This window comes from Microcoleus sp. A6-C6 (assembly GCF_036705955.1).
Lineage (GTDB): Bacteria > Cyanobacteriota > Cyanobacteriia > Cyanobacteriales > Microcoleaceae > Microcoleus.
In genome coordinates this window covers 1-13,496 of record NZ_JAUBVR010000009.1, presented here as the reverse complement: position 1 = coordinate 13,496, position 13,496 = coordinate 1, and the positions used below count along the sequence as shown (strand labels likewise).

Sequence of the window (13,496 nt, the reverse complement as noted above, 5' to 3'; positions counted from 1 at the left end):
TAGAGGATTGGAAATTATTAGTTCGATTCTGTGGAGGTAATCAAAAGGTCTATATTTTTGAGTTTTTCTAAAATGACTTGGGTGTTTTTCGGTCGGTTTTCGGGTAGGGGTTCCATCAATTGGTCGATCGACTCTACCAATGACTGGTCAACATCTAAAGCCTGGTTCCTCCAGTTAATCTTACCAGTTGTGAGATTTACAGGAAAGTCGATCGGCGATATGCCTGTCAATAAATGTACAAAAGTACGCCCCAGGGCAAAAAAGTCCGATCGCACTTCTGGTTTTCCTACAATTTGTTCCGGCGCGGAGTATCCAGCAGAACCTATCGGTGTGGTATCCGTGTCTGCTTCTACGGCGCAGCCGAAGTCAATTAATCGCAATGTTCCATCGGCTGCAAGCATCAGGTTGGATGGCTTAATATCCCGATGTACTAAATGATATTTGTGAATTGCCGGCAAAATATTGAGCATTTGTTGCAGCCAATCAACAGCTAGTGTTTGACAAACGTACTGGTTTTTCGTTAAGAATTCTGCCAAGTTTTCGCCGCTAATTTTTTCCATCACCAAACAAGACAATTTCTGGGAGTTATGGGGGAGTTTAATTGAGAAATAACCATCTGGTTCGACTTGGGGAACTTTCGCCTTTCCCGCTAGCCAAATTAACACTCGCGCTTCTTGCTTGAACAAACGAAGTAAATCGGGATTGTGGCTGTGTTTCAAGAGTTTTAAAACTTTGACAGTTCCCCATTCGTTGTCCCCTGTTCCGAAATCTTCGACTTCAAAGATGTCTGTGGGGTGTGCGGGGTTGGGCGATCGCACTGGTTTAAGGATACGATAGCGATCGGCAATTAACAAAGCCGTGCCGCAAGCCTGACAATTTTGAGCAGCAGCAAGGTTTTCGCGTTGTTCGCATTGAGGATTTATGCAGTAACTCATCTGTCTTGATGCGTCCTGGACTGACGAATTTAACGGATTGATTCAATTATTAAAGCAGATTACGGGTTGATCCAGTACATCTCAGAAACCCGAAATCTGGGCCGCCACTCTTGACACCACCCCTACTAGCCCAGCAATTTATCCCTCAAAAACTCGGCAAAATCTCTAGCATCGCTGCGGATCAAGTGGATGCCGTCATTGGTACGCCATTCTCGCGGGGGCGGGGGTGGTAGCCACTCAAAGCGATCGGGCGGAAACAGCTTTTTCGCCAATTCTCGGACTTGTTTTATTCTGAGTGTAGCATTAACTCGCGACTCAAGCGGTATGTCAAATAAAACTACTTTTGCCCCGCTATCCTTTGTGATTTCAGCGATTTGATTTTTCATCAAATCAGCTTCTTGTTTCATATTTTTTGCATCTTGGTTTGACAAAGGTTTGCTTTGAATATCAACAGTCGTTTGGATAGCTTTTTGCGATAATTCGGGAGTAAGATTGCGACCTTCTAAGCTATCTAGTGCTTCTCGCTTCATCAGTTTTAGATTCTGCTTCGAGCGACTTTTAAAAGAATCAACAAAAACGCTAATCGGACGGTATTCCTCTCTCATCATCGGCAGATACTGGCGCAGCCAATAAAAAATAGGGTGATACAAAGAATCAACTAAGTCGGCATCTATTTTGCGGATAATAGTATCGTTAATTTCTACCAAAACTATCGGAGGCTTACTTTTACTTCTTTTAACTATTTCTAAACCTGTTTGGCTCGCTCCTCCCCCCAAAGCTATGCTCTTTACACCCTCTCCAATGTCTTTAACATTAAGGTTGGCAGCTAAGGAACTACCCACTATTACCATTTTTAGATCCGAATCATCCTGATATACATACCTTTGAGCTTTGACAATATTATTTTGAATCAGGCTAACTCCCTCAGAAGCTGGCACAACTCCGCCGCTGACAAGCACTTGATAAAAACTCATTAGAAACAGAAAAATTAGTACCGGGCGCAAAATAGAACGCAACTGGGGTTTGACAAACATAGAACACCTTCTAGAATTGGAAATAAATAAATTGTTTCGAGCTGCCGCTGTTGAGGAAGATCATTGCTAGCATAATTCCTAAAGCTAAATCTTGATAAAGACTCCAGACTTTTTGACCTTTTTTCATTGAATCTTGTTTCATCAGATTTTGCCAAGTGGGAAAATGAGGAATATGATAAATTACTACGGGTATGGAAAAAATTAGCGTCGGAATAATGTGAGTCCAACCGGGTTTAACTTTATAGTTGCGAAATAAAGTAACTGCGAAGTCAACCGCTTCTTCAAATCGCGGCAGTTTGAAAAGCAGCCATCCGAAGGAAACAAAAGAGAAAATTCCTACAACGCTAAGGCTGTCAAATAATAATTGCTGCCAGATTGGTTTGGTTTCTGTTTGATTTGGTTCTGGCGATTGGTTTTTGGATTTATCGAACCCAAAAAAGCGTTCCACGGCTAAACCAAATCCGTGATAAATTCCCCAAACTGCATAACTCCAAGCAGCCCCATGCCATAATCCTCCTAAAGTCATTACTGTCATTAAGTTAACATAAGTTCGGATTTTTCCTTTGCGGTTTCCGCCGAGGGGAAAGTATAGATAATCTCTCAGCCAAGTTGAGAGAGAAATGTGCCACCTTCTCCAGAATTCGGAGAGGGAACGGGAGATGTAGGGAAAGTCGAAGTTGTCGGGAATTTTGTAACCCAAAGCAGCAGCAAAACCGATCGCAATTAAGGAATAACCGGCAAAATCGGCGAATATTTGGATTGAGTAGCCGAACAGCAGCGTCAAGTTGGTAATAGTTCCAAATCCTTGGTAGTAGGGAAAGCTGATCCAGAAGGTGTAGTCTTTTAGGTTGTCGGCGATGACCATTTTTAGGAAGTAGCCGACTGTGAGCGATCGAAAAATGAAATTTGCAGGAATGTCTTTAAAATATTTAACGCCAAGTTGGGGATAAAATGTCTTGGATTTTAAAATTGGGCCTGACAGTAAATTCGGGAAAAAGCTAATGAAAAATGAAGTGTTGAGCAGGTGTTGGCTGAAGTTGGGAGAGACATAAGCGTGTGATTCTGTTTCGTTTTTGTCTTTTTGAGTCAGTACGTCAACTATTAAACTAATGCCTTCAAATGTGTAGAAAGAAATGCCGATCGGCAGAGGCAATTTTAAAAACAAATAAGCAATACTGCCTTCGGTTCTGGCAATATTAAAAACATCCGCCACAAAGGTAGTCAGCAAACCAGCGTATTTAAACAAACTCAAAATTAATACATTGAGAAATACTCCCGATAATGCCCAAATAAATCGCTGTTTTTTGTCAGGAATTCGGGCAACTTGAAAGCTGACTGTAGCGTTGATAATAATTGATAGCAGCAGGATTAACAGCAATGCGGGCGCGCTCCAACTGTAAAATATAAAGCTGGCAATTATGAGGATGGGAACTTGCAGTTTTTGCAAGGGAGGGAAATAATATATGGCGAAAACAATCGCAAAAAATATTACAAATTCAATACTGTTAAATAACATAGTTTTTGATTTCGCTTTTTTACCCAGCCTGTGACTAACTATACCAAGCGCCTGCGACTAATGGCAAGAGCGGACTCATGGTGGGAGATCGATCGCCCTTCCTGACAAAGTGTAGCAAAGTTTACTGATTTTTGACGTTGTGACTACCTCTTGAGATAGATGCGCAAATACCTCCAGGGCAAGTTGCAATATTGGGAAACATTTCTTAACATATAGAGAACAAAGGGAATCCGAGGAGACACCAAAAATCCTTAAGCCCTTGGGGTGCGCGGTTAATCAGATTCTTCGCAAACAAGGGCTAAATCAATGAATAATCAGCAAAACTCCGAAGTTTCAGCATTTTTGTCAATGCTCCAAAAAGGCATTTGGCTGTTTGGGATTCTCTCTTGGATATTCGGGCTGACAGATAGAAGCATTGCACTATTGTCTGACGGATATTTGTCGGCGATCGATATTGTCCAGCTATTTACAGCTTCATTCTTTTTCGTTAGTTGGTTGTTTTTAAGCCCGTTTCTGAGTTTTAAGTCCCAGAGTTAGCCGAAGGGAGAAAGCATTCGGCGGAAACTAGAAGCATCTCCCTAGTTTTTAAGTTGTAATGTTAGTTTCTGGGGCGCGGTTGGTTTCTTCTGGGGCAAAATGGGCGGGCCAAATGCGATCGCAAAAAAACAAAGTCCCCGCCGTCACGCACAGCGGAATCGCCAACAGATTCAACAGCGGAATACTCACCAAACCCAAACAAACTAAGCCAAAACTCCCGCTGGCCGGCAAACTCGCCCGAATTAGCTCAAACTTCTTCTGAAAAGGCAGCTTCCGCCGCTCCAAAGGTGCATTTAAAAAGTCCAAACCGACAATAATCGCGCCTAAAGCAACGCCGCCCAAAGTGCTAAGAATAGAGCCGAAGCCAGGGATAAAATTCAGCAGCAGCAGGGGTATGCCGATGCTCAACAAAATTTGTAGTTTTCGCAGTTCAAAGCCGATCGCCAATTGAATATCCCGAAAAATATTCGCCAAATTCATCGGTGCTTCTGCGGGCAATTGACCGTTCCGCAGCAGTTCCAATTGTTCGGAAAGTTGGCCATACCAGGGCGAACCTAAAATCACGCCGAACTGTACTAATAAAAACCCGATTATTACCAAAAGTCCTGACACTAGGAGTACGCGCAGCAGCCAGCCGAAAGCAACTGTTAACACGCCGAGAAAGCTCAGCCAAGCTGGCAAACTCGCAATTAAAGTATTAAATTGGACAGATAAATCGGCAACTAAAACGTCTATGCCTGCCAAACTGGGAAATAGCAAGCTTAAATAAAGACCGATACCAATTAGAAAATTTAGCACGACGGGAACTAATACATAAGTCCACAGCTTGGGAGTTTGCCAAATCAGCGTGAAAGCTCGCAAAGGATAGGTGAAACCTGCGAGGAGTCCAATTGGTGTGCTAAGGGCTGCGGGGGCGGGATTTGAATTGAGCTGTTTTGACATATGCAGAAGGAAGAAGAAAGAAGTCAGTAGTCAGTAGTCATTAGTCAGTAGTCAGTAGTCAGTAGTCAGTAGTCATCAGGAAGAAGGAAGAGGGAAGAAGGAAGAGGGATTTAGTTGTTGTCCCGATAGAATTCAGAAGCAATAAAATCAAGGATTTCAGGAATTAAGAACATCCTTACCGTCTTGGTGGTTGAGAGATTAGGCGTGAGAGTGTCATTTTCTATTATTATTGCGTATGAGGATTTATTGCAGGTAGCCCCAAAAGTGAAGCTTTTTATTTACCATACCCCGGAACTTACGCCAGCGGACAAAATGCCGGCTTGCGCGATCGCAGTTGATGTACTGCGGGCGACTACGACAATGGCAACGGCCCTGAATAATGGGGCGGAAGCTGTCCAAGTTTTCAGCGACTTAGATAAGCTGATGGCAGAGAGTGAAAAATGGCCTGCAGACAAGCGGATTCGGGCGGGAGAGCGCGGCGGAGGAACAGTTGACGGTTTTGACATGGGGAATTCTCCGCTGGACTGCCCGCGAGAAAAGGTGAGTGGGAAGCGAATTTTTATCAGCACAACTAACGGTACTCGGGCTTTGCAACGAGTGCAAGCTGCTGCAACTGTGTTGACGGCGGCTTTGATTAACCGCAAATCTGTGGTGCAGTTTCTGTTAAGTAAAAAGCCGGAAAGTATTTGGATTGTGGGTTCTGGTTGGGAAGGGAGTTATTCGTTGGAGGATACGGTGTGTGCTGGTGCGATCGCCCAAAGTCTCTTGGCAGAAAGTGGTATTCCGGCGATCGATTTTGCTGGTAACGATGAAGTGTTTGGGGCGATCGCTCTTTATCTGCATTGGCAAGATCGGCTGCATGAATTGTTGGAAAAAGCCAGTCACGGCCAGCGCCTCCTCGGTTTGGGTGTGATTGAAGATTTAAAATATTGCGCGCAATTGGATACTTTAGATGTGCTCCCTATGCAGCGAGAACCGGGTGTTTTGGTGAAGTCGGATTTTAAAATTTCTTAGGCTGATTTCTGGGTTCCATATTCGGAAAAAACGGCGAATTAATTTTTTTGGCGAGTTTGTAGCAATGCGTACCGATTGAGTTTGTATGGTGCGCATTGCGCACCGGTTCATTACGAGAATTAGGAATGTGCGCATTGCGCACCCTACGAGAATTAGGAATGTGCGCATTGCGCACCCTACGAGAGTTAGTAGTTAGCGAGCAATATTTTTTTTAAAGAAAGTAGAATTAAAGATAGGCGTTGCTTAATCAGGGTATGAAATAAATAATTTTAAAATCCAGAAACTTTGTAGACGCTGGTTTTTATGAATTGCATATTTAGCCTTTCATACCGTAAATCAGCAACGCCTAAAGATATTCGGTAGGGACACAACATTGTTGTGTCCTTAATGTATTTTAGGCCATTGAGAATTGTTGGATTCACCACCGAACCGTTGAATTAAACACTCGGCAATTCGGGCTGATGCGCCGCTTTCTCCCATGCGGCGCCAGCCATTTTCAGCGATTAGCTGCAACCTGTCGGGATCGCGGAATAAAGACTGCACTGCGCCGGCAACTTCGACGGGATGTTTGACTAAAATTAATGATGGGCCTAAGAGGCGACTTTGAGCTTCTGCAAAAGCGGAAGTAAATTGCGGGCCGTTTCCGGGAATGGCGATCGCAGGTTTTCCTAAACCTACAAATTGTTCTGTAGCGGTTCCGGCCATTGCGATTGCTAAATCGGCTTCGGACAAACAATCGTTAAAACTTTGCTGAGTCAAGATCATCGTGGCATTTCTCTGCACAAATGTCAATGGCAAGAGCAAATTAGGAGATTCTTTATGAATTTCTTGAGCGCTAGAAACAGGAGGTCGCAAAATACTTCCTTCTCGCCGCTGCGTTCTAGTTTCGCCCTCTTGGCGCCAGCCGAAAAATTCTAAACTAGGTCGCAAAGCTTCTAAGTTTAATTCTGGAGAAATGGCTCCGAAAAATAACAATTTGCGATCGGCAAATAGCGACAAAATTCCGGCTACAGCCTCTACTATTAGCAGCCAATTCGCATAGGCTTCCGGCGCTCTAGAACCGGGCAGTAAGGTGATGACGATCGCTCGCGATCTTTCCCGAAACTCTGCATCAGGGCCGTAAAAACTGGCTGGGTTTTCCGGTTCGAGTCCGTCCATCATCGGATTTCCGAGATTGTAGACGGGAATTCCCAGCTTTTCTAAAGTCTCGGCGGTGAGGGCGTCCCTGACAAAAACGGCTCTACAGAGCTTTCTCGTCATCAACCAGCGCTCCCAAGAGAAATAAACCGATCGCGGCGACGAAATCCAAGCAAAAAAACGGGATTTGCGAGCCAGAGGCCCGTTCTCGTCCCGCAAATAATAGTCGGACTTGGCGGTACCGACAAAGGCATAGGGCGCGCCGCTGAGCCAAGCAAACAGCAGTGGTACAATATCCCCGCAGGCTAAGATAACCGCGTCTTGATTCCCAGATTGTGACTGTTGTGCCGATCGCACCCAAGCCCGGATCGCTTTAAACTGAGCTAGGGTCAACTGAAGTAGGCCGCCTTTGACATCGCGCAAAAATTCCCTTCCGTCCATGTAAATAAAGCCACCCGAAGGCATCCGCTGCACCGGGCCGATGATGGGGGCGTTTTCTAGTTGAGCGAAAGCTTGCCCTTCGCCCACTAGCGGAAACACGGCTAATTCTGGCGGGTGCGGGTGCTGTTGCAGTTCCCGCAAGATGCGAAGGGCGATCGCATCTTCTCCGTGGCCGTTACTGAGGCAAAGTAATTTCAATCCCAACTCTCTCAAAAACTCTATTGTCAAAAAATAGCCTGAAAACCCTTTGACTTCAGTCTAGCATGAAAGGCAACTTTACAGTTTAGTTTACCAGAAATTTCAAGTTTGAAATAGTACAAAACACCTTCATTCAATTGACAGTTGACAGTTGACAGTTAACATCTACCTCTACCTGGAAGGAAAAAGATTGGAGTAATGAATCGTCGAATTTTAATTTCTCCCGATCAGAGTTCCGGCTTTAAACCAATTCTTTATGGTAACATCGAGCCACATCCGGCGCCGCTCAAAATCTCTGCTGTCGCCAAAGATATCTGGCATTTAACAACCGTTGCATTGTGGCTGACAGTAGGAGATTTATTTGGTTTTTAGATACAATTAACATTGTATAAGTGGGGTTTAAACCGCCCGCTCTGCTCCCGGATCAATTCCCAATTCCCAATTCCCAATTCCCAATTCCCAATTCCCAATTCCCAATTCCCAATTTCCAATTACTTCCCCTCAATATACTGCTGTAAAATCTGCCGAATTTGTTTAAGCTGAAATCCCTTAGCAAGTTGGCGCAGCTTCGTCGCAAACGGCACTAATTTTTGCTCCAAACTTTCCAGCTTAGCGCTCTCCTCAAAAATTTCTTCAATGTCGCCCATAGCTGCGAGTTTCAAAAGTTTTGCTACCGACTCAGAAGCAGCAGGTAACAGAGAAGCATAAGCAGGAAAATTAGATACTGGTGGCAAACTGGGAGTTGTCCGCTTTTTGCTTGCCGAAGATTCCTCGTAAATCCATTCTAGTTTCAAATGCACTCGCAACTGTTCCAAAAACTGATTGACTTCGATCGGCTTCGGAAGAAAATCATCGCACCCTGCAAGGATGCTCTCTTGTTGCGTAGCCTCGAAAACGCTAGCTGACAGAGCGATTAACACCACATTTTTAAATTCCGGCAACTTCCGCAGTCTCCTGGCAGTTTCTAAGCCATCCATTACAGGCATCCGCAAGTCCATTAAAATCACATCTGGTTGAAACATAACTGCTTTCCAGAGGCATTCTTCACCATTTTTAGCCTCGGCAATTTCAAATCCCAAACGTTGTAGCATCCTGCATAACAAATCACGATTTAGTTGATCGTCGTCCACGATTAGCACTTTCCGCTTTTTGCCAACAAAACCGATAAGCCAGCGTTTTATCCGCAAAGGAGAAACTTTTAAGTCCAGTTTGGCTGCGGGCAATTCTAAATCAAGCCAGAAAGTGCTGCCTTTGCCGAAAGTGCTATTGACGCAAATTTGGCTGCCCATTAGTTTCGCTAATTTCTGGCTAATCGAGAGTCCGAGACCCGTACCTTCAATAAATGTATTGCCTGCTGCTTGGTGGAAAGGCAAAAATATTTCTTCTAACTTATTTTCATCTATTCCCGTCCCAGTATCCTCGACTTGAAAACGGATTTTTAAAGCGTGTTTCGCTGCGTTCGCATTGTGAAAGAATCGCAGATAGTTTTCTTTCAGTTCCGAACTCAAAAGCGACAATTGATATTTTTCTCCTTGGCTTAGACTCCAGGCCTCTGTGCCGACATACCCGACTTTGAAAGTTACTCCGCCGCTGTTAGTAAACTTAACAGCATTACTGAGTAAATTTATCAGAACTTGGCGCAATCTTTTTGGATCGACATGGACGCAGCTAGGCAAGGGAGATACTTGTTCGTAATTGAAACGAATTCCTTTTTGAGCAGCCCGCATCTGAAACAGGTCGGCAATATTTTTTGTGAAATTTAGAAAATTTAACTCTTCTGGGTAGAGTTCCATTTTTCTAGCTTCGATTTTGGAAAGGTCTAAAATATCGTCGATTAACATCAGCAAGTGTTCGCCGCACTGTTGAATGTTGGTGAGACTTTCTTGCTGATCTGAGCTTAAGTCTTTGTCGGTTTTGAGGATTTGAGCGTAGCCTAAAACGCCGTTTAAAGGCGTGCGCAGTTCGTGGCTCATGTTGGCGAGAAATTCACTTTTGGCACGGTTGGCGGTTTCTGCTGCTAATACGGCTTGTTGGAGGGCGGATTCTGCTTGTTTGCGATCGGCAATTTCGGTTTGTGCTTGTTCAAATAGCGTCGATTGCTGGATCGCGATCGCCAATTGCACGCACAATTGCCGGAGGGATTCTATTTCTGAGGAATCCCAGGGACGGGGGCCTCTGCAATCCTGGGCGATCAGCAGTCCCCAGAGCTGATTTTCTGCGGTCGGTTGGGTCTGGGAAATAGTTTCTCGTGCTTTTAAAATCGGCACTATTAAGTTAGCTTTTACTTCAAATCCTTCCAGCATTTTAATGTGGCATTCAGTCAAATTTTCCAGATAAATATCTTCCATAGCTCGAATATAGCCTTGCTGGTAAATCTCAACAAATCTCTCTTTAAAACAGTAGTCAAGATTGTCAAAGTCTCGCAGCGAAATTCTATCTTGTGCTACGGATTCCACAACTACAATGCCGCTCCAGTCGGGATTGAAGCGGTAAATGACTGTGCGGTCTGTTTGCAAAAATTGCCGCACTTGTTCGACAGCAGCGGTGAGGACTTCTTCTAAATTGAGGGAGGAGCGAATGCGATCGAGCATGGCAACTACCAGCCGTTCTCGCCTTAGTTGGTGTAGCAGCGCCATCTCGGCTTGTTTGCGATCGGTGATGTCGGTAATTACTCCCACTAACCCGATTAAATTGCCAGTTTCATCTTTAATACAGTCGGCGCGAAATAAAGTTGTTACCAGTTCGTTGCTTTTAGTTTGGATTTTGAGTTCGCCTTGCCAAGATTTGCCTTTACGGATCGTTTTAAACATTTCTACCAGCACTGGAGTTTGGGGGTAAATTGCCGTTGCTCCGCCTGCTGTGTTTAGTTCTTCTGCTGTGTAGCCGTACCGCTGAATAAACGCCTGATTGTGGTAGATCGATCGCCCTGTCAAGTCAGCAATGCCGATCGCATCACTCGTACTTTCCACCGCTTGAGTCACCCGCAGTAGGTCTAATTCGGCTTTTTTGCGATCGCTAATATCAGTAATACTGCCAATATAGCCTTTAACTTCCTGCTGGTCTCCGATTTCGGCGATCGCCTGACCGATCGCCCAAATTACACGACCATCTGGACGCTGAAAGCGGTATTCTGATTTAAAAGGAATTTTTTCAATAATTGCCCGATACCATTCATGTTTTACCCGCTCCGCATCATCGGGATGAATGCCATACATCCAGCCAGTTTCTGCTGCTAATTCTGCATTTAATCCCGTGATTTCGCTCCACCGCTGATTCACATAAAAGCAATTGCCAAACGCATCGCTGTGAAATATACAAACTGGCGATGCTTCTGCCAAAGTTTGATAGCGGCGCTGACTCAATTGCAGTGCTGATTCTGCTTGTTTTCTTTGAGTGATATCGCGAACGATCGAAATCATCTCGCCGCCTGCAAGCATAGTTAGCGATAATTCTTGAGGGAACTGACTACCGTCGCGGCGCTGGCCAGTTCCTTCTATACTGCAATAACCTTTTTCCTGGACAAGTGGCATTACTTCTCGTTCAAGATATTGAATTTCTGCGGGGCTATAGAGCATTTGCCATTTTTTTCCTTGCAGTTCGCTATGGTCAGCCCAGCCGTACATTCTGAGATAAGCATCATTTGAATAAATACATTCTTTACGCTCGTTAAAAATGGCGATTCCGTCATGGGCAGAGGCCATTGCTACTGCTTGCCGCTGAAGTTTCGACTCAGCTTGTTTGCGAGAAGTAATATCGCGGCCAACCGCATAAATTAAACCTTCTTCGCTAAAGGGCGAGGCCGTCCACAGCAACCATTTGTAAGAACCATTTTTGCAGAGACAGCGGTTTTCAAAGTAAATACTGGGCGCACCAGTTATTAGTTTTTCCGCTTCGACTAGAGTGGCTTCTCGATCATCTGGATGAATACATTCGATTGCTGGCTTGGCGAGCAGTTCGGCACTACTGTAGCCCAGGGCCGTTGACCAAGCAGGATTTAAACGTTTAAAATTGCCGTCGAAACCGACAATGCAAAGCAAGTCTAAAGAAATGGTGAAAAAGCGATCGCGCTCTGTTTGGGCCTGCTTTAATTCAGTGATATCCATCACTAAACCGTCCCAGAGAATATCGCTTTCGCTCCCAGAGTTTGTCTCATTATTGAGCCTTTCCGGTCTTGCCGCTCCTTGTAGCCACTTAACTTTTCCCGATCGCATAATATGTCGCCACTGCTGCTGCCAAGGTTCCAGAGTAGCCGCTGAAATTGCGATCGATGCTTCCAAATCTAAGCGATCGTCTGCGTGAATTGTGCTGAAAATTAGTTCCGCATTTTGCTCTATTGCTTCTGCCTCTAATTCGTACAGTTGGCGACTGCCTGAAGAGACGTAAGGAAAAGACTTTTTTCCAGTTGCTGATATTCGGAATTGATAAATTGCCCCCGGTAAATTAGCTACCATTTTTTGAAATCTAGCTTCGCTTTGTTCCAGGGCTTTCTGCTGGCGTCTGTATTCGGTAAAATCTCTAATTGTGCCAACTATTACTTTACTGCCGTCTGCTATTTTAAAGACGCTTTTTTTGGTAGAGATGATACGTTCTTTCCCTGCGGCGTCTGTGAATTTTTCTTCGATTTCCAAACAGATACCCGTTGTCAAGACTTCTTCATCTTTTGCCCAAAAAACATCAGCTTCAGATTTTGGAAAAAAGTCATAATCTGATTTGCCGATCAGTTCTTGCCGCGATTTGCCGAGCAACTGACAAAAAGCATCATTTAATATCATCCAGCGATGCTGCTCGTCTTTGACAAAAATTGGGTCGGGCGTAGCATTTATGGTGTGGTTTAAAAATTCTTCTGACGCTTTCAGTTTGGCTTCGTAGCGGTAGCGATCGCTCACATCTAACACTACTTCAATTATTCGGTCAATCGACCCATCTTGGCGGCGGATACAGCGCAGCGAAACTCGTGTGTAAACTATTTCGCCGTCTTTTCTAAGCCACCTTTTATCTAAGATGTAGGCATCGAGCGTACCTGCTAACATCTGAGACAATTTTTCAAAATTGGCATCAAAATCCTCTGGATGAGTCAACTCCAGCCAATTCTTTTGTACGAGTTCGTCGCGCTCGTAGCCAAGCAAATTGCACAACGCATCGTTAGTTTCTATCCACTTGCAATTTTCAGGAATTGGGGGTTCAATAGTTGGCGTAATTATGGCAATTCCGATCAGGGAATTTTCCACCACCGAGCGATATTTTTCTTCGCTTTTTCGCAAAGCATCTTGGCTGTTCTGGCGTTCTATGGCGTAACGGAGCGATCGAATTAACAGTTCGCCATCGATTTTTCTTTTGACTAAATAGTCCTGTACGCCCACCGAAATCAACCGCAGGGCAAGCTCTTCGTCGTTTTGGGCGGTCAAAACTACGATCGGCACATTTACCCCGTACTCTTGTACGCGAGCCACCGTCTCGATGCCCAGACTATCTGGCAGTGAAAGGTCTAATAAAATTATGTCAAAAGTTTCTTGATTCAATCGCTGCTGCGCTTCACTGAGGCGCTCTACTTTCGTCAGCAATATACGCTGCCGCCCGCCAATTCCTGACAGCAAATCTTCAATAAGCTCAGCTTCTTGAGGGTTATCTTCTACTAACAAAACTTTCAAGCAGGTAGGAGGCACAGCGTAAGGATTCAGGTAAAAAATAGTTGATTGAGAGCCGAAAAATATGGTAATGTAGTCAGATGAGCGAAAAGCCAGA

9 protein-coding genes are annotated in these 13,496 nt (G+C 44.6%); 3 read left to right on the top strand and 6 right to left on the bottom strand.

Annotation, left to right across the window (positions count from 1 at the left end):
* Positions 1-17: 17 nt before the first annotated feature.
* From QUB52_RS05905 to QUB52_RS05895, 3 genes are all read right to left on the bottom strand, one after another.
* Complete coding sequence (locus tag QUB52_RS05905) at positions 18-935, bottom strand: serine/threonine protein kinase (RefSeq protein WP_332973657.1); 918 nt, start codon at positions 933-935, stop codon at positions 18-20.
* Positions 936-1,060: 125 nt separating this feature from the next.
* Entirely contained in the window at positions 1,061-1,969 is a 909-nt protein-coding gene (locus QUB52_RS05900; RefSeq protein ID WP_265238298.1) for a hypothetical protein, read from the bottom strand.
* 10 nt (positions 1,970-1,979) lie between these two features.
* Positions 1,980-3,485 (bottom strand): MBOAT family O-acyltransferase, encoded by a 1,506-nt coding sequence (locus QUB52_RS05895; RefSeq protein ID WP_332973658.1) that lies wholly within the window; start codon positions 3,483-3,485, stop codon positions 1,980-1,982.
* Positions 3,486-3,791: 306 nt separating this feature from the next.
* Between QUB52_RS05895 and QUB52_RS05890 the strand changes: the two genes are divergently transcribed.
* Positions 3,792-4,022, top strand: coding sequence for a hypothetical protein (locus QUB52_RS05890; protein ID WP_265238294.1), 231 nt, complete (start codon positions 3,792-3,794; stop codon positions 4,020-4,022).
* A gap of 48 nt (positions 4,023-4,070) precedes the next feature.
* On the opposite strand, the gene QUB52_RS05885 is transcribed toward QUB52_RS05890, so the two are convergent.
* Positions 4,071-4,964 (bottom strand): EI24 domain-containing protein, encoded by an 894-nt coding sequence (locus QUB52_RS05885; protein WP_332973659.1) that lies wholly within the window; start codon positions 4,962-4,964, stop codon positions 4,071-4,073.
* Between the two features lie 264 nt (positions 4,965-5,228).
* Here QUB52_RS05885 and QUB52_RS05880 point away from each other — a divergent pair, with 264 nt between their 5' ends.
* Positions 5,229-5,978 carry a 2-phosphosulfolactate phosphatase family protein gene (locus QUB52_RS05880; RefSeq protein ID WP_332969065.1) on the top strand — a complete coding sequence of 250 codons (750 nt, stop codon included), beginning with the start codon at positions 5,229-5,231 and terminating at the stop codon, positions 5,976-5,978.
* Between the two features lie 384 nt (positions 5,979-6,362).
* On the opposite strand, the gene QUB52_RS05875 is transcribed toward QUB52_RS05880, so the two are convergent.
* Positions 6,363-7,784, bottom strand: coding sequence for a lipid-A-disaccharide synthase-related protein (locus tag QUB52_RS05875; RefSeq protein ID WP_332973660.1), 1,422 nt, complete (start codon positions 7,782-7,784; stop codon positions 6,363-6,365).
* Positions 7,785-7,952: 168 nt separating this feature from the next.
* Between QUB52_RS05875 and QUB52_RS05870 the strand changes: the two genes are divergently transcribed.
* On the top strand, positions 7,953-8,126 hold the full coding sequence (locus QUB52_RS05870) for a hypothetical protein (RefSeq protein ID WP_332973661.1): 174 nt from the start codon (positions 7,953-7,955) through the stop codon (positions 8,124-8,126).
* Positions 8,127-8,245: 119 nt separating this feature from the next.
* Here the strand turns inward: QUB52_RS05870 and QUB52_RS05865 are convergent, their stop codons facing one another.
* A complete protein-coding gene (locus QUB52_RS05865) occupies positions 8,246-13,495 on the bottom strand; it encodes a PAS domain S-box protein (protein WP_332976128.1) in 5,250 nt (1,749 codons plus the stop codon).
* Position 13,496: the final 1 nt, after the last annotated feature.

Coding starts and splice junctions, on each gene's coding strand:
- QUB52_RS05905 (WP_332973657.1), bottom strand. CDS start 935: ATGAGTTACTGCATAAATCCTCAATGCGAACAACGCGAAAACCTTGCT.
- QUB52_RS05900 (WP_265238298.1), bottom strand. CDS start 1,969: ATGTTTGTCAAACCCCAGTTGCGTTCTATTTTGCGCCCGGTACTAATT.
- QUB52_RS05895 (WP_332973658.1), bottom strand. CDS start 3,485: ATGTTATTTAACAGTATTGAATTTGTAATATTTTTTGCGATTGTTTTC.
- QUB52_RS05890 (WP_265238294.1), top strand. CDS start 3,792: ATGAATAATCAGCAAAACTCCGAAGTTTCAGCATTTTTGTCAATGCTC.
- QUB52_RS05885 (WP_332973659.1), bottom strand. CDS start 4,964: ATGTCAAAACAGCTCAATTCAAATCCCGCCCCCGCAGCCCTTAGCACA.
- QUB52_RS05870 (WP_332973661.1), top strand. CDS start 7,953: ATGAATCGTCGAATTTTAATTTCTCCCGATCAGAGTTCCGGCTTTAAA.